At 55.1% G+C, this 21,254-nt stretch carries 24 protein-coding genes and 1 tRNA gene; 13 read left to right on the forward strand and 12 right to left on the reverse strand.

Annotated features, from left to right (window positions below; genetic code table 11):
- Positions 1–55: 55 nt before the first annotated feature.
- The 12 genes from ACFE7X_RS15920 (at position 56) to ACFE7X_RS15975 (ending at position 8,066) form a co-directional block, all read left to right on the forward strand.
- The gene (locus ACFE7X_RS15920; protein WP_375436672.1) at positions 56–1,381 is read left to right on the forward strand and encodes an XkdF-like putative serine protease domain-containing protein; all 1,326 of its coding nucleotides are present in this window, start codon (positions 56–58) and stop codon (positions 1,379–1,381) included.
- Positions 1,382–1,420: 39 nt separating this feature from the next.
- Positions 1,421–2,428: a hypothetical protein gene (locus ACFE7X_RS15925; RefSeq protein WP_375436673.1), complete on the forward strand. Its 1,008-nt coding sequence runs from the start codon at positions 1,421–1,423 to the stop codon at positions 2,426–2,428.
- A gap of 86 nt (positions 2,429–2,514) precedes the next feature.
- A complete protein-coding gene (locus ACFE7X_RS15930) occupies positions 2,515–2,754 on the forward strand; it encodes a hypothetical protein (RefSeq protein ID WP_375436674.1) in 240 nt (79 codons plus the stop codon).
- A 5-nt stretch (positions 2,755–2,759) separates the two neighbouring features.
- Complete coding sequence (locus tag ACFE7X_RS15935; RefSeq protein ID WP_375436675.1) at positions 2,760–3,293, forward strand: hypothetical protein; 534 nt, start codon at positions 2,760–2,762, stop codon at positions 3,291–3,293.
- Entirely contained in the window at positions 3,294–3,800 is a 507-nt protein-coding gene (locus ACFE7X_RS15940) for a hypothetical protein (RefSeq protein ID WP_375436676.1), read from the forward strand.
- Between the two features lie 13 nt (positions 3,801–3,813).
- Positions 3,814–5,223, forward strand: a complete 1,410-nt coding sequence (locus ACFE7X_RS15945; protein WP_375436677.1) for a hypothetical protein — start codon at positions 3,814–3,816, stop codon at positions 5,221–5,223.
- Positions 5,216–5,584, forward strand: coding sequence for an SH3 beta-barrel fold-containing protein (locus ACFE7X_RS15950; RefSeq protein ID WP_375436678.1), 369 nt, complete (start codon positions 5,216–5,218; stop codon positions 5,582–5,584). The genes ACFE7X_RS15945 and ACFE7X_RS15950 overlap by 8 nt, the downstream gene beginning before the upstream one ends.
- Positions 5,574–6,056 carry a hypothetical protein gene (locus ACFE7X_RS15955; RefSeq protein WP_375436679.1) on the forward strand — a complete coding sequence of 161 codons (483 nt, stop codon included), beginning with the start codon at positions 5,574–5,576 and terminating at the stop codon, positions 6,054–6,056. Before ACFE7X_RS15950 ends, ACFE7X_RS15955 begins: the two co-directional genes overlap by 11 nt.
- A gap of 12 nt (positions 6,057–6,068) precedes the next feature.
- Positions 6,069–6,551, forward strand: coding sequence for a hypothetical protein (locus ACFE7X_RS15960; RefSeq protein WP_375436680.1), 483 nt, complete (start codon positions 6,069–6,071; stop codon positions 6,549–6,551).
- Between the two features lie 12 nt (positions 6,552–6,563).
- Complete coding sequence (locus ACFE7X_RS15965; RefSeq protein WP_375436681.1) at positions 6,564–7,076, forward strand: hypothetical protein; 513 nt, start codon at positions 6,564–6,566, stop codon at positions 7,074–7,076.
- Positions 7,077–7,087: 11 nt separating this feature from the next.
- Positions 7,088–7,507, forward strand: coding sequence for a CHAP domain-containing protein (locus ACFE7X_RS15970; protein ID WP_375436682.1), 420 nt, complete (start codon positions 7,088–7,090; stop codon positions 7,505–7,507).
- Position 7,508: 1 nt separating this feature from the next.
- Complete coding sequence (locus ACFE7X_RS15975) at positions 7,509–8,066, forward strand: hypothetical protein (protein ID WP_375436683.1); 558 nt, start codon at positions 7,509–7,511, stop codon at positions 8,064–8,066.
- A gap of 78 nt (positions 8,067–8,144) precedes the next feature.
- On the opposite strand, the gene ACFE7X_RS15980 is transcribed toward ACFE7X_RS15975, so the two are convergent.
- The 7 genes from ACFE7X_RS15980 to ACFE7X_RS16010 all read right to left on the reverse strand — a co-directional run bounded on the left by ACFE7X_RS15980 (position 8,145) and on the right by ACFE7X_RS16010 (position 16,160).
- Positions 8,145–8,753 carry an RNA polymerase sigma factor gene (locus tag ACFE7X_RS15980; RefSeq protein WP_375436684.1) on the reverse strand — a complete coding sequence of 203 codons (609 nt, stop codon included), beginning with the start codon at positions 8,751–8,753 and terminating at the stop codon, positions 8,145–8,147.
- 459 nt (positions 8,754–9,212) lie between these two features.
- The gene (locus tag ACFE7X_RS15985) at positions 9,213–10,295 is read right to left on the reverse strand and encodes a hypothetical protein (protein WP_375436685.1); all 1,083 of its coding nucleotides are present in this window, start codon (positions 10,293–10,295) and stop codon (positions 9,213–9,215) included.
- Positions 10,296–10,410: 115 nt separating this feature from the next.
- Positions 10,411–10,481 (reverse strand) — tRNA-Cys (locus ACFE7X_RS15990).
- A 190-nt stretch (positions 10,482–10,671) separates the two neighbouring features.
- Positions 10,672–12,783, reverse strand: a complete 2,112-nt coding sequence (gene rpsA, locus ACFE7X_RS15995; protein WP_375436686.1) for a 30S ribosomal protein S1 — start codon at positions 12,781–12,783, stop codon at positions 10,672–10,674.
- Positions 12,784–12,935: 152 nt separating this feature from the next.
- On the reverse strand, positions 12,936–13,526 hold the full coding sequence (locus ACFE7X_RS16000) for a hypothetical protein (protein ID WP_375436687.1): 591 nt from the start codon (positions 13,524–13,526) through the stop codon (positions 12,936–12,938).
- Positions 13,527–13,590: 64 nt separating this feature from the next.
- Positions 13,591–14,655 carry a fatty acid desaturase family protein gene (locus tag ACFE7X_RS16005; RefSeq protein ID WP_375436688.1) on the reverse strand — a complete coding sequence of 355 codons (1,065 nt, stop codon included), beginning with the start codon at positions 14,653–14,655 and terminating at the stop codon, positions 13,591–13,593.
- A gap of 242 nt (positions 14,656–14,897) precedes the next feature.
- A complete protein-coding gene (locus ACFE7X_RS16010) occupies positions 14,898–16,160 on the reverse strand; it encodes a DUF3298 domain-containing protein (RefSeq protein WP_375436689.1) in 1,263 nt (420 codons plus the stop codon).
- Between the two features lie 113 nt (positions 16,161–16,273).
- Here ACFE7X_RS16010 and ACFE7X_RS16015 point away from each other — a divergent pair, with 113 nt between their 5' ends.
- Complete coding sequence (locus ACFE7X_RS16015) at positions 16,274–17,113, forward strand: alpha/beta fold hydrolase (protein WP_375436690.1); 840 nt, start codon at positions 16,274–16,276, stop codon at positions 17,111–17,113.
- Between the two features lie 196 nt (positions 17,114–17,309).
- Here the strand turns inward: ACFE7X_RS16015 and ACFE7X_RS16020 are convergent, their stop codons facing one another.
- From ACFE7X_RS16020 to tsaD, 5 genes are all read right to left on the reverse strand, one after another.
- Positions 17,310–17,807, reverse strand: coding sequence for an HNH endonuclease (locus ACFE7X_RS16020; RefSeq protein WP_375436691.1), 498 nt, complete (start codon positions 17,805–17,807; stop codon positions 17,310–17,312).
- Between the two features lie 187 nt (positions 17,808–17,994).
- The gene (locus tag ACFE7X_RS16025) at positions 17,995–18,798 is read right to left on the reverse strand and encodes an NlpC/P60 family protein (protein WP_375436692.1); all 804 of its coding nucleotides are present in this window, start codon (positions 18,796–18,798) and stop codon (positions 17,995–17,997) included.
- A gap of 167 nt (positions 18,799–18,965) precedes the next feature.
- Positions 18,966–19,439: an SsrA-binding protein SmpB gene (gene smpB / locus ACFE7X_RS16030; protein WP_375436707.1), complete on the reverse strand. Its 474-nt coding sequence runs from the start codon at positions 19,437–19,439 to the stop codon at positions 18,966–18,968.
- Positions 19,440–19,486: 47 nt separating this feature from the next.
- A complete protein-coding gene (locus ACFE7X_RS16035; RefSeq protein ID WP_375436693.1) occupies positions 19,487–19,888 on the reverse strand; it encodes a thioesterase family protein in 402 nt (133 codons plus the stop codon).
- Positions 19,889–19,977: 89 nt separating this feature from the next.
- On the reverse strand, positions 19,978–20,982 hold the full coding sequence (tsaD, locus tag ACFE7X_RS16040; RefSeq protein WP_375436694.1) for a tRNA (adenosine(37)-N6)-threonylcarbamoyltransferase complex transferase subunit TsaD: 1,005 nt from the start codon (positions 20,980–20,982) through the stop codon (positions 19,978–19,980).
- Positions 20,983–21,254: the final 272 nt, after the last annotated feature.

Raw genomic sequence — 21,254 nt, forward strand, 5'->3', positions numbered from 1 at the left:
CCCCTATCACGGGCGGCGGTGGGATAAATCCCGACCGCGCCCGTGATGAGGGCACATGGCCAAGAAAACCGTCTACGCAGTCCAAATCAGTGATGCCGCTCCCGAGCAGGGAGTGAGCCTGGTTTCGTTTGTCGAAACCCCAGCCATCGGGGTGAATTTCGTGACCCTTTCGGCCGACAAGCCGCTCGCCGTCGCGCTGAAGGCGGATGCCAAAAAGCAGATTCTGACCGGCCCGGTGCTGATTCCCGACCTGGAAATCGCCCGCTTAGCCGACGACAAGAAGAGCGTCTACTACCTCACGTTTTCCGCGCAAGTCATCGAGCAGTTGCGGGACCGGTTCCACGAGCAGAACAACACGCAGGCCACCAACCTTCAGCACGAGACGGCGCTGGAGGGCAATTACGTGGTCGAATCGTGGATTATCGAAGACGAGGCGCAGGACAAGGCCGTGAAGCTGGGCTTCGAAGGGCTGCCCGTCGGCACGTGGATGGCCAGCTACAAGGTGCCGGATGCCACGCTCTGGACCGACGAAGTCGAGACGGGCAATGTGAAAGGCTTCTCCATGGAGGGGCTGCTAGGCTATACCACACTTTCTAAAATTCAGATGTCTAAAAACCCAAAACCAGCCAATAAGCTGGCGGCATTCTTCAGCAAGCTGAAGGAATTAGTACTGAGCGTCGGCCTGGCCACGCTCGTGCTCGATGATGATACCTCCGTGGAGGTAGACGACGAAACGGGCGAAGTCTTTAGCGTCGATGCCGAAGGCACTCGGGGCGAAAAGGTGGCTGATGGCACCTATCAGCTGAAGGACGGTGGTGAGCTGGTCGTGAAGGAGGGGAAGAAAGTAGAGGCAGAAGCCGATGGCGCCAGCACTTCCACTGAGAGCACGACCACCACCATCGATACCTCAGTTGCGGCAGCCAAGCTCGCTGATGAAGCTACCACCACCGATACCACTGAAACGGCGGCGGCTATCACCATGGCAGAAATTACGCTCGACACGGGCGAAGTCGTCAAGCACGACCCAATTTCCAAAAAGCTCTATAACGCGGCGGGTCAGCTGCTCAAGAGCGGCAAGTACAAAACGGCGGATGGGGTGATGTTCAAGGTTACCACCGACCAGTGGTGGTACGAGACGCAGGAGACCCTCTCGGCTCAGGTCGATGCGCATGAGGTAGCGCTAGGTGCCAAGGATACCACCATTGTTGACCTCAAAGCCAAGCTAGCCGCGGCGGAGTTGAAGCTGAAGGCCAAACCTGCCGCCGCTCCCCTCAAGCTTGCCGGCGACAAAGGCGCCGAAAAGCTCTCGGAGCAGACCGCTCCTAAAACGCGTGGCCAAGCCCGCTTCGAATCGCTCAAAGCTCTCAACGGCCTGAAATAGGCCGGCTTTTTTTCTTCACTTTCTTACTTACCAACTGCCGTGGAATTCACCGCAAAAACCTACGAAGGCATCGAAGCCGGCCCGATCATCAGCGAAGTGCTGGAGGCCAGCAATACGGTGTCGAAAAACCTGGTCCGGGTGCTGGACAACATCAAAGGCAAAACCAGCATTGGCCGCGCCACCGCTAACCCGGAGTGGGACGGCTACGAGGAGAAAATCCGCGAAGCTGATTTAGAGAATTATTCGGACTCGATGGAGTTCTCGGAGCGCGATTCGACGCCCGAGAAAATCATGGTATTCGAGCCCTTCACGATGGATAAGCTGCGCATGTCGCGCTTCCGTGCCGACATGCCCAAAGGCGCTGAAAACACCGACAGCAAGTCGTTCACCGACCTGGTAGAGGCTACCTACGTGCCGCGCATCGGCCTAGGCTTCGAGCGCACGTTCTGGAATGGCATTACGGCTGCTGATAAGGCGGCTATTGCCACTTCGGGCGCTAACGCCAAGCTCAAGGCGTTGGCCGCTGCTACGCCTACCACCGCCAAAAAGAAGGTATCCGGCATCCTGACGCGCTTCATTCAGGATTTCGGCCAAGTGGTATTCGTTGACGGTACGGCTATCACCATTGCCAACATGGATGCCGAGTACGACAAGGTGCTGCTGGCCTTGCACGAGGTGGCTTCGGGTTTGTGGGAAGATGGCGGCGCTAACGGCAAGCCGGTTATCTACGCGCCCCACAGCCACAAGCTGCTGTTGGCCATGGCCAACAAAAACAAGCAGTACCGGGACGTCTTCACCATCGATGGCGAGAAGTACGCCTACCTGGGCACCCCGATTGAGTTCGTACCCGTGCCCCAGAACGTGCTCTTAGCCGGCCGGGGCTACGAGGATGGGGATTTCACGCTCACCACCGACCTGCTCGCCGACAGCATGTCGGTGAAGATTGGCGAGGTCAACACCATGGGCGACGAGAAGTTCATCAAGGCCGTGGCCACCCTCGACAGCGTGTTGCTCGTGCCGCAGCAGAAGGTAATCCGGGTCGCCTAAGCACCCTTTCGCCAGCATTTCCAATCACTCGTAACCGGCCTCACCTCACGGGAGGCCGGTTTTGGGTACCACTTTTCTCTACGCACGTGGACAACACCGAAAATCCACAGCAGCCCACGACGGCCGCTGCAACCAAAGAAAAATCTCTTGCTCAGCTCCTCAAAGAAGAGCGCATCAAGGAGGTAAAAGCAGCGCTCAAATCCTTTCCCGTCCTGAAAGAAGGCTTCGTCACTCCTCGGGGGGTGTACTTCGACGAAGAGTCTGCTCTGGAGAGCGTGGACGGCGACGAAGAGCAGGTAACGAAGGTTCTACCCGCTAAAAAATAGCCCTGATGAAACTGACTGGAAACGTCCGTAAAACAACCGGTTATAGCCAGGGTGGTGCCCAGGCCAACGTCATTGCCTGGGCTACGTTCTTGGCCAATGGCGTCAGCCTCGCTGCCACCGTTGAGCTCAACGCCGGCAAGGTATCAGGTATCACGTTTGCCGCAACTGAAAAGCCTGTGGTGCTGGAATGCGAGAAAGACAAGGTAGCGGGCACTTTCCCGACGCAGTTCGGCGCTTCTACCTACGTAAAGCAGGCGCTGGGCCTGGTACTCGCGGGTGCTGATACGGCCAAGAACGCCGCGGCCAAGGCAATGGACTTGACTGACCATTGCTACGTAGTGAAGGACCGCCGGGGCACGCCGTGGCTGTTTGGCCACCAGAACGGCCTGCGAGCCGCCAAGAATGATGGCGGTCTGGGCGGCGCTTCCGGTGACTTGAACGGCTACGACATTTCGGTGGAAGGTGCCGAAAACGACCGTCCCCTAGAATTGACGCTGGAGGCCTATAACGCCCTGGCGCAATTGGTAGCTGCCGACTAGATGGCTACCGGCACCATCCCGGCTCCTGGCCTAGTAGTCAATCGCGGCATCTATGCCGTGCTGGGCATCCGGGCACTGGTGCTGCTCCCGTTTCAACCTGGGGTCGAGTGCTTCTACTCGACCCCAGACTTGAGCGAAGTCAGTACGCTCGGCATCTCCGTGGCCGGCGGCGTGCTGCTCACGGGCCGGACGCCGGGCCAGCTCACCCAGCAGGCCCAAACCACCCAGCAAGGCGCCCTGGTGAGCCAGAAGCTCAACTTCGCGGCGCCCGACCCGACCGACGCGTTGGCCGGGCCAGTGCTGCGCCTGGTGGGGCAACCCGTGCACGGGCTGGCCCAGGACCTGAATGGGCGCTGGTGGTTCATCGGGCAAGAGTTCGGCCTGACGCTGGAGGTGCAACACACGCCCGGCATCGAGGTGAGCCTGGCCCTAGCCGCCCAAAGCACCCAACAGGCTCCTCGCGTGGCCGTGGCCCTGATTCCAGGCTTTCTCTCCCTCCTTTCCTAAGTAGTCTGCTTCCATGCAAGTTGTTTCCGTCTCACTCAGCCTTGTTTTACCAGCTCCGCCCACGGTGAAAACCAAAGGCACCGGCGGCGAGTGGGTAACGATTGGGGCTAACAACCTGTTTTTCGAAGAACTGCTGGCGATCAAGAAAAGCTCCACGACGCTGGCCCGTTGCATCAACACGGCCGCCCGCCTCACGGCCGGTTCCGGTTTTGTAGTGGACAAGAAAAAGGCGCCGAAGCTATTCGACTTGTTCAAGCGGTTGGACGGCAAGCACAGTGCCACGAAGATTCTCAAGCAGATTGCCCTCGACAAGCGCACTTTCCGGGGCTGGGCGGCTCAGGTTATCTGGAATGAGGCAGGTGACGCTATCACTGAAATCCACTACCAGCGGTTTAAGCAGGTGCGGTGTGGGAAGTGGAACGACGAAGGCGAGATAGAGGAGTATTTCATTTCCCGCGACTGGAGCAATCCGAGGGGCAAGAATAAGCCGGTGATGATTCCGGCCTTTAACCCGGAGCTGGCTCATGAGCAGAAGCGCCAACTCTTTTGGAGCGTTACGGAGTCGGATGATATCGAGTATTATCCGGAGCCGGAATACTGGGCGGCTATCAACTATGCCCAACTAGAGCGGGACCTATCGGAATTTCACGTCTCCAACGTGCAAAACCGGTTCGCGGTAAACACGATTTTGGTAACTGCGCAGGAGCCCGAAGAGGAAGGCCTGACCCCGGAAGAAGCGGCCAAGAACTTCGAAAAGCACATCGAGAAGAAATTCACCGGCGCCAAAGGCAAAAGCTTAATGGTGATGACGGGCATTACCGACCCCGAAAGCACTAAGCTGCTCAGCTACCAGACGGCGAACGGAGACACGCTTTACGAAACCTACTCCAGCCTTTGTGAGCAGAAGATACTCACGGCCAACGGCGTGACGTCGCCGGTGGTCATTGGCTTGCCGGCTACCGGTTCGTTGGGGGGCAACGGCAACGAGCTGCGCCTGGCCTTCGAGCTGTACTACAACACGGTGTGCCGACCCGACCAGGAGGAAATCTGTGAGGACTTCCGGGAGCTGCTCGAGCACTGTGATGTAGAGGAAGAGGGCGTAGAGCTGCTCGATATCACCACGTCGCTGCCGGTACGCATGACGTTCTCGGAAAATTTGCTCGAGCAGATTCTGCCGGCCTCGCGTCTGCGCAAGTGGATCGACGAGCCGGAGCTGACGGCCGCCGAAAAGCTGGAAATGGGCGAAGGCAACGAAGCGGACCCGGCCGATGGTGGCGAGGGCTTGCAGCGGAGTGTATTAGCGGCCCTTCAGGAGCAGACGCCCCAACAGCTCCAACTCCTGAAGCTGTTCGATGTGATGGGCGAGGTAGAGCAGAAGCGGCTTATTAAGGAACTGGCCTCTAAAAAGCAGTCCAGTGGCTAAGACCTTACGCGTCCGGCTTCACCAGCGTAAGGCCTGGGGCAATAAGGAGCACTTGTTAGAGCTGCTCAATAAGACGGCCGTGCGCTTCGTGTTTCGCACCGTGACGGACGGCTCCGCCACCGGCGGCAGTTCCAAGGGTCGGCTCCGCTTGGCGGAGGGCACACGCAACCTGCAACTCGTGCCGGGTAGCAAGCAGCCTAAATCCTTCCGGCCCTACTCGAAAACGACCAAGACCTACTACGACTACGGCAAAAAGCAGTGGCGCTCTTTCCGGTCGGTGGAGGTAGTGAGCATTCTCAATTATCTGGACCCCAAAACCGGCAAGGTGCTCAACTACGCCGCCCCCCTCGATGGAAAGTAAGCTCGTACCAGCGGCCAATATTCACCTGCACACGGATGCCGAGCAGAATGTGTACCCGGAGAAATTCGACCCGCGCATCATTCGGGCGCAAGAGAAGTATTTGGAGCCAGTACTAGGCCGGGTGCTCTACGAGCTGCTCTGTGAAGCATTCGAGGCGGAAGCGGCTACGCCTTCCGTGGTTATGCCGGACCGCCTCGACGAACTGCACACCGCCATGGTACCAATGCTTAGTCAATGGGTATTTTTTCTCTCGCTGCCTTTCCTAAGCACGTCGGCTACGAACCGTGCCCTGGAGACGGCTCCTGAGGCGGCCACTGGCCCGGGCTACAATGCCTACGCGGCCGGCGTGAAAACCGAAGCCGAAGACCGCACCAACGACCTGAGGAAGTGGTTGGAAGCCCGCCGGGCTATTTATCCGGAACTGCCGACCTGCCCTGCTAAACGCCGCCGGACCGGGGGCATTGTCCTCTAAGCTCGCTGCCTGATGCCGACAAGCGCCTCTTTTCAAGTACTCAGCCTCCCGCTTGCCTGGCAGCACGCCGCCTGGGAGCTAGTCAACCAGCCTTTTCCGCAACTGCTTCTCTCCCTGGGTATGCTCCCGACACTTTCGCTTACGACCCTGCTATTGGACGCTGCTCCGCTCAGTGGCCCGCCCCCACCGCCCTATTTGGTCACCATTCTAGGCGGCGGCATTACCATTGTAGTGAGCCTACTTGGCTGGCTGCTCAGCCGCAACATCGCCGCCAACGATGCTTCCATTAAGAAAATCGAGGAAGCCGTTACCGCCGTCGCGACGCTGGTTGGCAAGCTCAGCAGCGAGCAATCGGCTACGAATACGCTGGTTAACTACCTCAAGGACGATGTGCGAGAACTGAAAATTCAGAAGGAAAGCCTGGTAAAAAGCCACGCCGCCATGGACCGAACAATTGCCGTGCTGCTGGCGCTCAAGAATAAGCAAGACACTTAATTTCTTTTTACGATGTCCAATCACATTCTCTCCAAGCCGCATTATCTGCGCTTTGCCGCGCTGGCCTTGGTGCTATCGGCCTTCATTTTTCTGGTGTTGCCCTACGGGCTACGCCTGTTCGACCCCACCGCCGGCGCTTTCGATGCCGGTACCATCAACGCGCTGGCCTTGGCGGCCGTGCTCTTCGTGGCCGTGCTGCACCTGGCCTTTTTCGCCTATCGTCAGCTCTTCCCTCGCTTCTACGACTATCAGCGCGAATGTCTGGAGGGCGAGGGGAAGCTGTTTGAGAAGCTGACGGAAAACCTGGAAAAGCCCTTATATCCAACCGGCCCGCCGATGGAGCTATCGGTTTCTGATGCCATGCTATTGGCAGCTGAACGTCGCAAAGTCGCTCAATTCAAATTCACCATCCGATGCGTACGCTTATTCTTTTGCTTGCTCTGTTTGGGCTTTTTGCTGTGGCTGGCCCTGCACATGCTGACGGTAGCCATGACCGCCGTGCCGGGCTCCGCGCCGTCTATCTAAGCCAGTTGCACGTGCGCGAGCACGGCCGTAACGCCGGCCCGGAAGTCGAGGCCTACCAAAAAGGCGGCGGGGGGAAAAAGGGCGACGCCTGGTGCTCGTGGTTTGTGAGCTGGTGTTTGCGCAAGGCCCACGTGAAAACCGCCTATTTCGGGGCGGCCCGCTCCTGGTTTGATGCCCGACACATTATCTGGCAAAACGGCCGCGGCTTCGCTCCGCAAACCGGCGACGTGGTCGGCTACCAGTGGGGTAACTCCCGGATTGCGCACGTCGGCTTTATTGATGTGTGGGGCCCGGGGCCTAGTTGCCAGACCGTGGAGGGCAACACCTCCGGCGGGCGAGAAAATCGGGACGGAGACGGCGTTTTTAAGAATTGGCGGCTCAAACGGCAAGTAACGGCCGTAGCCAACGTGATTGATAATCCTAGCTACTAAGATGAAAATACTTCTGTTTTTTTTGCTGCTCGGCATGAGCAGTTGCCTTCCCCGTTATTTCGCCTCTGAGGAGGCGCCACTGGCGCCCGTACCGGTGCCGGTCAAGCTCGACTCCTTTGGCCAGCTCAGTGCCGGCAAAGTCAAGTTCAACGGCCCGGTTACGATTCAGCACGGCCAAGGCAACGTGGCCAGCACCACCAAAACCGATAACACCGGCCGTGCGGCCGAGTCCGGCGCGAATGGGGGCTACTCCGAAGCCAAGCAAACTACTGTTATCTGGCCCCTCGTGCTTTGTGTAATAGTGGGGCTTGCTGGTGGGTGGCTGCTCAGGAGCCGGTTAGCGGTGCTCTTGGTGCTGCTCTGCTTGCCGCTGGCCAGTCAGGCCAACGAGTTGCCGGAGCCGAAGCCGCGCCGCTATTCCTATAAGGAAGCCCGCCGGACAGAGAGGCGCTACAACCAAGCGGTACGCCATTACAAGCGCCGAAACCGCCGCCTAGATAAGGAGCTTGCTCAAGATCGGAAAAAGCAAGCCAAGCGGCTGAAGCAAGACCACCCGTAGCTTCACCAACGCTTTATGTAAAAGCCCCGTTACCTATTGGTAGCGGGGCTTTTTATGCGTTACGGGTGCTAGTGGTACTTATAGGCCAGTAGGTAGCAAAGCGCTCTCCTCCTCTCCAAAGGCCGCGAATTCCTTCCGCAGGGCCAGCCGTAATTTGTTGACCAGGCGGTGGGCTGCCGAGCGACTCGTGCCCGTAAGGAAGGCAATCTCTTCGAAGCTGATGCCCTGGGTATGGTATTCCCAGACGGCAACTTGCTCTTGGGTGTAGTGGCGAATCAGGTAGGTGTGTACCGCTACGGCTAAGGCCACGGGGTCCGGCTCGAAGCTAGGTTGCTCGTCGGGTTGCTCACAGGCCCGGGCCAACTTGGAGTCGGTGAGCGGCACGAGGCGGGCCTGGCCAGCGCCTACCTTTTCTTCTTTGCCGGCGCGGGTGCGGCGCCCAGTGCTCTGACGCTGCTGCTCCTGGTGCTCGTGCTTCATTACCACGCACAGGTAGCCGGTGTAGGCGTCGGGTTCCCCGTTGAAGCCATTGCGTTGGATGCGCCCGTGGCAGACCAATATCGTATCGTGCAGCAACTCTTCCGCCGCCGCGCCCTGAGGACCGGTTAGCAGGCGGGCATAGCTGAGTAAACGTAATAAGTGGGGCGTAATAGACTCTAAAAATTCGGCGGCTTTGTCGGGATGCATAGATAGCAGTAGGGACGAATCTAGTGCCACTGTTACCCCTTTCCCTTAGAATTGTACTTAAAAGTTTTGATTGAACATATACAGGTATTAGAGCTAGTTTATGCTGTGTTTAAACAAGAACAAGCTCGACACTATTAGCATCAATTATAAGACAAAGGCCTGGCTCTTTTTGAGAACCAGGCCTTTGCTTTTAAAAGGGCAAAATCTTATCGACTATATGAAGAGGATATCTTCACATATCGGAAGATGAATAAAAGAATGGCAATGCTGAATAACACACTCCGGCCTGATACACTACCAAACAACATCCAACTCTGGAGCAGAGGCACGAAGCCAATGGTGTATTCCAGAAGGAGGTAGAGTGAGGTAAAAACGGCAGTGAAAGTGGCGATCAACGAAACCCAATGACGCACGATTCGCATACTTGTTAAACAAGAATTCGCCGCGAGTGAGTTCATATTAAGCAGTTGTTGGAGGAATTTGCGGAGGGGAAAGGGGAGCCTGAGGCGCTGGTGTTGCTGGCGTTACAGCTGTTAATGTACGTAAAAGATCAGCAGATACACTTGCGTCCATCAATTGAAGTTTTTCAGCTAAAATTTGTTCTAAAGTTATACGTCTTGAACGAGCATCAAGGTAATTCTGAACGCTTTTTATTAAGCCATCAGTACCAATACTTATGCCAAGCTTTTCACTCTTAGCATGCCCGCCAAATAAGCCCACTGTAATAACAGAGGCCAGCCAAGCCATTAATAGAGGATTCGCACCAATGAATTCTAGAAGGCCAGGCGACTGAACATTTGACCGAACATCGATGCGTTTTGCATCACTAGCAAGCCCATGTTCCTCTCGAAAATCTCGGCACAAGGACAGTAGAGCATGTCCCATGTCAAAATAGTCATCCCCGTCAATGCCGCCTTTTGATCCTATATCAAGACGCACATGGGTTTCTCCACCTTTGGTATAGATAGCATGAAGCTCTCTATCTATGAAGTCACCATAATCATTTAGCTTACTCAATGCCTGAGGAGCAACAAAGGCCCCATACAAGTTGGAGTCAAGTTTTTCTCTGCTAGCACGCATGAGCCACTTAACAGACCGCCGTTTACGGAAAGGGACGTGTCGGTCCCGTTCTCGGTCAATGTCACTCCAAGGGCCTTCACCTTCTAGTTCAAAAGGAGGGTCTCCTGTTACTTCGCCGAAGGCTACAACACCGGAACCACTTGGCATTACAACAATGTCACCTTCCTTCATTTCATAAAGGAAGCGCAGCATGAGTCCAATTACGCGCCCAGGTTGTTTGTGACCGGTATAATACTGCTCTACAGCACTATTTAAATAGCCAGTGGGATTAGTAGTTTTTCCCGCTTCACTCAGCATATCTAAGGTAAGGAGGTTGTACCCAATACCAACTGCGCTGGAGTGCCAGAAATCATCGTAAAACAAACCTCCATTTGTGCGAATGAACCAGTATTGTCGGTTAGCATCAATAACCGGTATGTTCTTGGAAACCTCGAGCAAGGCTCCGTATAATTCTTGGTCCATCAGTTTTGCTATTGGGAAGGAGTACTTTTTGCTCAGTGTTGTACTTATGTTGTACCTAAATGAAAAAACCCCGCTGTAAGAGGTTGACTTATAGCGGGGTTCTTCAGGTAATGAGAGGTGACGGGCGGATTCGAACCGCCGTAGGAGGTTTTGCAGACCTCTACCTAGCCACTCGGTCACGTCACCGGATTGGGGATGCAAACTTACACCTTAATCTGATTTATGCCAAGTCTGTAGTGGCATTTCCCTAGGTAGGCGGGATAAGCTACTGTTTTTCTGGTAGAAGTATTTCTTGGAAATAAATAATTCGTCATGAGTTGCGCACAAAAAAGGCCCCGGATAACTCCGGGGCCTTCCTGATTGCGAGAGAACAAGCCTACGCCTTCTCGTCGTCCTTCTTGTCAGCTTCGTCGTTGCTGTCGAGCAAATGCTTGGCACGCTCTACAACATCACCGGCTACTTCCTTAGCCTTCTCGAAAGCGTCGGTGTGCGTGGCGGCCTCTACGGCGTCGCTGGCTACTTCCTTCACTCTGTCGAAAGCGGCAGCAGCAGCCCCCGTTACGGCAGCAAAGATACCACCTTCAGCAGCTGGCGCCTCCGTTTCCTCGGGAGCAGTTGCCTCAGGAGCTTCCGTTTTTGGCGCTTTAGTTGAAAGCTTCTGCTCGCCTACTTGGCGCTCCGTGCCCATCATCTTGTCGCGCAGAGCCGATAGAGCATCCAGGTCGCCAAGAGTCGACTTCTCGGCAACAGGCTGCTTTTTGAGGTCAGTCAGCTTGCCTTCGCCCTGCGTTGCTGTTGGAGCCTGGCCAGCAGGACCTTTCTTCTTGAACTTGGCAGCACGCGTGTCTTCTTCCTGCTGCTGGTTGTACACAGCGGTGTGCGACAATACGATGCGGCGGTCGTCCTTGGAGAATTCCACCACACGGAAGTCCAGCGTCTCACCATTCTCAGCGTTGCTGCCATCCTCTTTTACCAACGACTTCGGATATGCGAAGCCTTCGATGCCATACGGCAACTCGAGCACCGCGCCACGGTCGTTTTTGTCGGTGATGGTAGCCTTGTGCACCGAGCCAGCAGTGAATACCGTCTGGAACGTGTCCCATGGGTTTTCTTCCAACTGCTTGTGGCCTAGGGCCAAGCGACGGTTAGCTACGTCCAGTTCCAGTACGAGAACGTCTAGACGGTCGCCCACCTTCACTACTTCCGAAGGATGCTTGATCTTCTTGGTCCACGACAGGTCCGATACGTGCACGAGGCCGTCAACTCCTTCTTCCAGTTCTACAAACAGGCCGAAGTTAGTGAGGTTGCGCACCAGACCGTTGTGCGAGGTACCAACGGCGTACTTGGTGCCGAAGTCAGCGCGGGTCCATGGGTCTTCGCTCAATTGCTTGATGCCGAGGCTCATCTTGCGGTCTTCGCGGTCCAGCGTCAAAATCTGCGCTTCTACCACGTCGCCCTGCTTGATGAAGTCCTGCGGGTTGCGCAGGTGCTGGCTCCAGCTCATTTCCGATACGTGGATGAGACCTTCCACGCCAGGAATGATTTCCATGAATGCGCCATAGTCGGCTACGTTTACGATGCGGCCTTTTACTTTCGAGCCTACGCCCATGTCGGCGGGTAGCGAATCCCATGGGTGGGCCGTTAGCTGCTTCAAGCCGAGGCTGATACGCTTCTTGGCTTCGTCGAAGTCGAGAACGACGATGTTCAGTTTCTGGTCGAGCTGCAATACTTCACTCGGGTGCGCGATACGGCCCCACGAGATGTCGGTGATGTGCAACAGACCGTCAACGCCACCAAGGTCAATGAACACACCGAAGTTGGTCATGTTCTTGATAACGCCTTCCAAGATCTGGCCTTTCTCCAGGTTGTTGAGGATGGCTTCGCGCTGCTTCTCGAGGTCTTTCTCGATCAGGACTTTGTGCGAAACTACCACGTTGTCGAAAGCAGCATTGATTTTCACCACTTTCACTTCCATCCGACGACCCACATAAATGTCGAAGTCGCGGATAGGCTTCACGTCGATTTGCGAGCCGGGCAGGAAGGCTTCAACACCGTCCAGGTCCATAATCAGACCGCCTTTGGTGCGACGCTTTACTACGCCTTCGAGAATGGTGTCATTCTCCAGCGCGTCGTAGATAGATTTCCAAGCCTGCTTGATCTTGGCCTTCTTGCGGCTCAGGATCAGCTGACCGTTCAGGTCTTCTTGGTCTTCGATGAACACCTCTACCTCGTCACCGATTTTCAGATCGGGCAGGTCGCGGAATTCAGTGATAGACACCAAACCATCGGATTTGAAACCGATGTTCAGAATTACGTCGCGCTCGGTGATGCCCACCACAACGCCTCTTACTACTTCTTCTTCCTGTACGGTGGTCAGCGTGTTGCCGTACATCTGTTCCATTTCGGCGCGCTGCTCGGAGGTATAGTTACCACCGAAGCCTGACGCTCCTACATTGTCCCAGTCGAAGTTATCTGCTACTTCAGCCATTTGTTGCTTGTAGCCCTGCTGTACACGTCCGGCTCAGGGCCAACTCCGGAACGCGTTTTTACTTGATACACAGCACGAAAGCGCCGGCCCGCCACCCTGACGGGGCGGCAAAGATATGGAATTTGAAGGAGAGTTAGAAAGGAGATAGTAGCTCAGTTTGCAATACTTGCCGAACCTCGTTTAGTAGTGTGGCAAATAATGCTGCCTTTTATCTCATCCACTGTCTCTTTGATAAGAGAAACATGCTTGCTCCTCGCAAAGAAGAAGCGGAATCTAGTATTATTCTTCACCACTATGATCTGGCGAAAGTATAGACGGTGCTGTATTTCATAGGCACTTATATCTACACTGCCTTCGTCAGGATCGGTACTAACAGATAAAAATTTGCAGCCAGGGTTTTTCTCCTTTATGGCTGCTACTTCGTATTTTGGCGAAAAACGAAATCCGCTTTTAGGATTAACCTCTATATGTGTAGAGCAGCCCCTACCCTCAATACTATCCAAACTTTTGCTACTCTTTGTATTCTTGCTAGTGCTTATTATTTCGCTATTCACTGTGTATCCACATTCTGGGCAATCAGGTCCAAATACGCGCAGTTTTTCTTGATATTTCCAATTAGCCGGCACCTGCATAGATACCCATGCTTTATCAGCATTTGGATTGCCTATCGTAACTGTCCTATGTTCCTGGTCACGGCAGCTAGTTGTGATAAGTAAGGATATGATAAAGAGCCTCAACATCATTGTAAATAAAAAGAGGACTGCAATAAATACTGCAGTCCTCTCTTAGTAAAAGTTTAACGCTTGCTTACGCCCGGCCCATTTCGCGCAAGTGTGCTACGTGGGAAGCTACGGCGTAGCGCATCTTGGGGTACTCGTTGTACTCAACACCAAACTCCAAGCAAGCTTGGCGGATGATTTTGTTGAGGGCAGGATAATGGATGTGCGAAATGGTAGGGAATAAGTGGTGCTCTACCTGGAAGTTGAGGCCGCCTACCAACCAGCTGATAACCTTGCTGTCGGTGGCGAAGTTGGCGGTGGTTTTGATTTGGTGGATGGCCCACTCGTCTTCCAGCTTGTTGGTGATTTCGTGGGGCATGGGGAAGGCCGTGTGCTCGACGGTGTGCGCCAACTGGAACACGATGCTCATCGTGAAACCAACTACCGTGGCAAAAACCAGGAAACCGATAATCCAGGCGACGAAACCAACGGTGTAGATAGGCAAGGCCACGAACAGAAACAAGTGCAACGCCTTGAAGCCCCAGAATACGCCTTGATCGGTGGCGGTCATTTTCTTGATGGGCATCTCCCCGATCTTGCCTTTGAAATACTTCTGATAGTCCATGAAGAAAATCCAGGCAATGAAGAGCAGGGCGTAGAAAAACCAGAAGTAGAGGTGCTGGAAGCGGTGGAAGCGGTGGCGCGTTTGGGTGCTGCTCAAACGCAACCACGGCTGGGCATCGAGGTCGTCGTCCACGCCGTCCACGTTGGTGTACATGTGGTGAATGAGGTTGTGCTTCACATTCCACATAAAGCTATTGCCGCCGAGCACATTAAGCGTGAAAGAGGCAAACTGGTTGATCCACTTAGACTTGCTGAACGAGCCATGGGCTCCGTCGTGCATGACGTTGAAACCAATAGCCGACCCGACGAGGCCCAGCAGGGCGCACTCCAGAAGAGCCAGCCAAGTAGGAGGCGTCAGGAAGACGAGGTGCAGGTACACGGCCACGAACGAAATCGTGAGGATGATGGCTTTGGCAAACAAACGGGAGTCGCCGGTGGTGTCTTTGCCCGCTTCGGCGAAGTAGGCGTTGGTGCGGAGTTTCAGCTCCTTATGAAAAGAGCGCGAAGCCGCGAATTTGGGTGCGTGCATATGAGGTGATGATGAGGGAATCCGGCAAAGGTATGTCCCTCTAACGCCAGCTCGTCAGGAATCGTCCATAAGCCCCGCATTTTGCACAATGGCAGTAACGCCAGCCCATACCTTTGCTGCAACTTCTTACGAGAAGTTTTCGGAGCATAGCGCTGATACACAACAAGAACGCGCCAGTAAGTAGTATTCCAACTCGCTGCGCCGCAAGCGAAACGACAACCTGTTCTCGCTATTGGAGCTAGTCACCGCTGGCTTACCTCTCCCCCGCTTATTGGCAAATTGGGTTTCAACAAGGGACGCAATTGCGCTTGCGGCACAAACACCCGGAGTTCTCCTCGCGCGTACGAAGCAATTTCGTAGGGGGTATAAATAAATACTGCGCCGCTGCTCGTTAGGTACACGTTGTGGCTGACAGGCATTTTCTTTACAAACAGAAACTCATCGAGCTTCGTAGTGGCCGGCTGGTGCAGCACCCGGCGCACCGCTTGCTCAAGCAAAACACTGAGTTGGGCGTCGGAATTAGGGCGAAAAATATCCGGAAAGCGCAGGGCGCGACCAGTACGGGTGTCGAAGGTGACGGCACTGGTACCGTAGTTGCCGTGGGCACCACCCGTATAGCTGTACGCGAAGAAGCCAAGGCTAAGCAGGTTCTGTTGGTTCCAGAACACATGCGTTGCCACTTGGTCTTCGTAGCGTAGCATGTAGTTATAGGAAGGAGCATCGGTGCTGGTATCGGGCTCAGCGGGTCTGTCCTTTGTTAGATCGGTGACGCTTTGCTGGTACTCCTTTCGGAAGGCACTACGTTGCTGCTGCCAAAACTGCTCCGGTGATGAGGGTACCGCATTTGTGTCCAGACTATCACCGCGCAGGCCGCGCAGCATACCGGCTGCCAAAGCGCTACGGGCTGCTTCGGGGCCGTTGGTGGGCACCAGAACGTGCAGACTAGTGCGGCCATGCACTGACTTCGGCTGGGTGGGATACGCTGCCACCGAATCAAGGAAGTAAAGCGAGATAAAGGACGTGCTGCCGGGCAGTTCCACTTCGCGCAATTGCACGGGCTGCCCGGCCCGGGTACCTAATAATTCCTTACCGTTCCTGTGTAGTCGCCAGACTGGCCCGTTGGAATTGTCGTCCAACAATTCAGGACTTCGGTCGTGAACCACGACGCTGTCCGGCGTTATGATGGCGTCATAATCGGAGCTCAGTTCGTAGGGCTGCCCATCGGCGCCGCTGTAGGAGCCAACGAAGCGGGTGCTGGTACGATTTTCGGTTCCTGCGGGCAAGGCTTGGAGATGCAGCGTGATAGTCTTGGGGCCGAGGGTGCCACGGTAACACCGATACCAGGTGCCGGGCGAATCTTGGGGTGCAACTAAAGCAAACTTCTTGTCGAGCTGTGTGGCTACGGCCCCGGAATCAGTTTTGGATTGGCAGGCGGCCAGCACCCCACCGAGCAATACAACGGCAATACAACTAATTGGTAAGCTATTTGAAACAGGTACTCTCATCTGGCAAAGGTGGGTAGGAAAGATATGTGCAAGATATTGTTCTAAAAATACCTAAGCAGATATACAGCGTATGTACCCACATCTTTTTATCAACATTGTTTACCCCTCTCCTCATGAGCTATATCAAAGTCGGCCAAGACGCCAATGGCGAAGACATCAAGTTGCATTACACGGATCAAGGCCAGGGTACGCCCGTCGTACTGATTCATGGTTGGCCCCAAAACCACGAAGCTTGGACCTACCAGCTTGGCGAACTGCCCAAGCACGGGCTGCGCGTAATAGCCTATACCCGCCGTGGCTTCGGGAATTCCACCAAACCATTTGAGGGCTACAACTACGACACACTGGCCGACGACCTAAAAGCGGTACTCGACACGTTGAATTTGCAAAACGTGACACTGGTCGGTTTCTCGATGGGCGGCGGCGAAGTGGCCCGCTACATGAGCCGCTACGGCGGGGCCCGCGTAGCCAAAGTGGCGTTTGTATCGTCGGTAACGCCTTATTTGCTGAAAACCGATGACAACCCCGATGGAGTTCCGCAATCGGTTTTCGACGACATCCAGGCCAATATTGCCAAAGACCGGTTCGACTTCTTGCAGTCGTTTGGCAAGGACTTCTACAGTGTTGGCACGCTCAGCAAGCCCGTCAGCCAGGCGGTACTCGATTGGTCGTTTGGCATGGCTTCGCTGGGCTCTCACCAAGCTACTGTGGCCTGCGCCAACGCTTTTGCCACCACCGATTTCCGTCCTGACCTAGCCACTATCAACGTTCCAGTCCTCGTTATCCACGGCGACGACGACAAGACGGTGCCCATCAAAAACAGCGGGGCCCGCATGAGTGAACACCTGAAACAGGCTAAGTATCTTGTCTACGATGGCGCTCCGCATGGCCTCTTCATCACCAACAAGGATCAACTAAACCGCGACCTGCTCGATTTCGTGTCTGGTTCATAACCAATTCGTATTATCTACCAACAACACGCAGCCCCTGACTCTCATTTGGAATCAGGGGCTGTTTGTTGGTGGATAATACGAATTAACTGGCGTACGCCGATACGCGAAGCTCAGGCTTCGCGCTACAGCCTGCGGGGCCGGCATAGCCATACAGATGCGCTGAGGCAAAAAAAAGCCGGTAAGCAATGCTTCCGGCTTAATTATTCAGATAGGCGTGCCAATTATGGTCGATGGTGCCAGCGCTGAGCTTGAGGAAACCAGACAAGGTCGGTTTCTTCGGGTGCTGCCGAATCGTGAGGCCGGCTTCCTGCGGGGTGCGGTGCCCTTTGGCATGGTTGCACCGGGAGCACGCCGTTAGCAGGTTGCCCCAACTGGAGTCGCCGCCGCGCGAACGGGGTAGTACGTGGTCGAGAGTCAGGTTTTTGGTCGAGCCGCAATACTGACACTCGAAATGGTCACGCTTCATAATGTTGTGTCGGCTTAGGGCAATGCCTTTGTAGGGCACGCGCACATACCGTTGAAGCCGAATAATGCTTGGCTTAGGAAACGACTTGCTGACGGTACGCAGCACGCCATTTTCTGAGTTGGCAATCATCTCAGCTTTATCCAGAAACAACAGCACAAAAGCCTTCTGCACACTGCACAGCGTAATGGCTGTGTAGTCACCATTGAGAACTAGGACTTTTTGATCCATACGCTTAACTAGAGAGTAATCATCGGGTACAGCGAAAGCTAGATGATTCTAAGCGCATTAACAATAGCCAGAAAGTTTAGTTTCTAATCTAGATCCTAGTCAATTAGTTGAGCTTACAATTGCTCATTGTCAACTGGTATATATAGTTTTAGAAGCTCTGGAGGCCCAAAAAGCAAGCAGAAATAGGCTATTCGGCTAGGATGCGCTTAATCAAGCGCAGCTTATGGGAGTATTTCTGCCGGTCGCGGTTGAAAATGCCGTTGTGGTCGAGGGGGTCGATGCGCACTTCGCCGCTGGCGTGGATAATTTGCTGCTCGTCGAGCAGCAGCCCTACGTGCACAATATTGCCGTCGGCGTTGTCGAAGAAAGCCAGGTCGCCGGGTTGGGTTTGGGCGACGAAGTGCACGGTTTGCCCGAGATTGATTTGCTGGCGGGCGTCGCGGGGGAGCTGCACGCCAATCAGGCCGTAGAGTTGCTGCATCAAACCCGAGCAGTCGATACCGAACAGGCTTTTGCCGCCCCACAAGTAGGGTGCCTTCAAGTACACCAGCGCCATCTTCTGGAGCAGCCGTAAGCGAGCATCAGCAGGACCGTGCGGACCGTGACCATTTTGCGGATTGGTAGCGGCCCCATTGTAGAACAGCTGCCGCTCACCCAGGCGCAGGGTCATGCCGTCGAAAAAGGGCAGGCGCGAGCCAAGCTGCACCGGAATTCGGATGGTGGGGTCGCTTACCATCTGCACGACATCGAGGGTGCGCGGGTGGTCTTGGGCCTGCCACGCAGTTAAGTATTCGGTTGTTACGGGCGTGTGTTGCTTGGCGTCCATCCAGCCCACGTACTGGTCGGCGGCGGCCCGTACTTGCAGCCACTGATTCTGCACCAACAAAATAGAATAGCACTCACCGAAAATTAATTGGGTAACAATTTCGGCTTTGTCCGTAGGCTCGGCGCGTACCGGCACGACGCTCAACGCGCAGATTCCGTGTTCCACAGGGATGAATTTGTGAAGGGTAAATTTGGGCGCAATATGCTACAACTACAGAGAACGGCATTTGAGCTTACCGAAGAAGCAACTCGCATGCTTCATCACCCAAGAATTAATTTGGCAATAAAGACGCTTCGACAAGCTCAGCAGGACGGTCTGAAGTTGCTGGTTGCTTAGTATTCCCTTGCGCGGTCTAATTCGCGTTTCTGGTCTTTCTCTTTGATGCTGTCGCGCTTATCGAACAGCTTCTTGCCTTTAGCCAGAGCAATTTCCAGCTTGGCAAAGCCCCGGTCGTTGACAAACATCCGGATGGGAATGATGGTGAGGCCTTGCTCCTGGCTCTTGTTGTGTAGCTGATTGAGTTCGCGCTTGTTAAGCAGCAGTTTGCGGGGCCGGGTGGGCTCGTGGTTGTTGTAGGTGCCGGCCGTGTACTTGGCAATGGTAAGCCCGTGCACCCACAAGCTACCATCGGGCTGAAACACGCAGAAACCGTCCTGAATCTGCACGCTGCCATCCCGAATGCTCTTGATTTCGGTGCCTTGCAACATGATACCGGCATCGTACTTCGCCAGGAAAGCATATTCGTAGGAGGCGCGACGGTTCAGAATGTTGACGCGCTTGGGGGTATCTTCTTTCTTGCTCACGATGGTTCGGATATTATTTCTCGCGGTGTTTTGCAGCGCTTAGGCAGTAGCTACAGCTTGCTGCGCAACTCTTGGAAGTGGGCTTGCAGCCTGGCAGCACTTACGATGCGCTGGCCGGTGCGGCCGGTGGCTACTAGCCGCTTGCCTACATGGGCTTCTACGTGACAAGTCAACTCGGCGCCTTTCAGTCGTTCAAAAATAGCTTGAATTTCCACGGTTTCTCCTTCAAAGGCGGGGGCGCGGTGCTCAATGGTTAGCTTGGTACCGATGCCTGTCTCCCCTTTCTCCAGCATCAGCTCTACAAACTGCCGGCTGCTTGACTCCAGCGCCTGGCCCAAGGCAAACGTGCTCAACACCGGATGAATCAGCTTGCCATGCAGCACCGCAAAGTCCTGCGGCCTGACCACGAACGAGTACAACTGTTGGTCGCCGGGCTGAAACGGGTTATGCATAGGGTTGTGTTAGACGGCATTGCTCTGTCCTCCCACTCGTCACCTGATGAGCAGAAAGAACAAGGGCCGATTAAAGCGACCTAGAAACCTTATACCAGTTTCAGCCGGGGGTCGGAGCTAACTAATTGCGAGGCAAAGTCGCCGGCTTCGTACTGGAAGTGCGCCGTCATGGCGACCATGCCGGCATTGTCGGTGCAGAACTGGAAGGCGGGGATGAATACCTGCCAGTGTTGGATGGCAGCTTCGTCTTGCAAGGCTTGGCGCAGGCCGGAATTGGCGGCCACGCCACCGGCAAGGGCTATTTCAGTGAGACTGTGGTCGGTGGCGGCGCGCCGGAGCTGGCGCAGCAGCGTTTGGATGATGGTGTATTGGATGCTGGCGCAGAGGTCAGCCAGGTTTTCCTGGATGAACTCCGGGTTCTTAGCGGTTTGCTGGCGTAGAAAGTACATAACGGCGGTTTTCAGGCCGCTGAAGCTGAAGTCGTAGCCCGGCATGGCGCCAACGGGAAACGGGAAGCGCGTAGGGTTGCCTTCGCGGGCGAGCTTGTCGAGGTGGGGGCCACCGGGATACGGCAGGCCGAGCTGCTTGGCGGTTTTGTCGAAGGCTTCGCCGGCGGCATCGTCGATGGTTTGGCCGATGATTTCCATATCCAGCGCGCTCCGCACAATTACGAGTTGCGTGTGGCCGCCACTAACGGTTAGGCACAGAAAAGGAAACGTGGGCCGTGGCTCCTCAATGAAATGCGCCAAGATGTGGGCGCGCATGTGGTTGACGGCAATCAGCGGTTTGCCCAGCGCCAGCGCCATGGTTTTGGCAAACATACCGCCTACCAGCAACGAGCCCAGCAGCCCCGGACCTTGCGTGAAAGCCACGGCATCAAGGTCTTGCTTTGCAACGCCCGCCTTGTGCAGCGCGGCCGTCACGACCGGAATCAGGTGTTGCTGGTGGGCCCGGGAAGCCAACTCGGGCACTACACCGCCGTACTGCTCGTGGATTTGCTGCGTAGCCACTACGTTGGAACGGATTTCACCGTCCACCAGCACGGCAGCGGAGGTGTCGTCGCAAGAAGATTCAATGGCGAGAATAGTGGGCATTGTGTGTTCTTATGCTAGTACTGCTTAAAACAGCTTATTTAATTTGGCATCTGCTTGCCGAAGCATCACTCCGTTAACTTTCAACACTGCTTGAGTGAAAATGGAAGAGCCAGTTCCCCTCAGATAAGGATAGGCTAGTAACAATTAACGCCCGTACGCCAGATGGTTCAGCAAGCTCGGCATAGCTGGCGGGTTTGCTAACTTCTATCTATCCGAGTATCAAAAGAAGCGCGTACTTCGCTAAGACAAGGTTCGGATAGACGGAATCCGGG

This window comes from uncultured Hymenobacter sp., assembly GCF_964242765.1.
In the GTDB taxonomy this organism is placed as follows: domain Bacteria; phylum Bacteroidota; class Bacteroidia; order Cytophagales; family Hymenobacteraceae; genus Hymenobacter.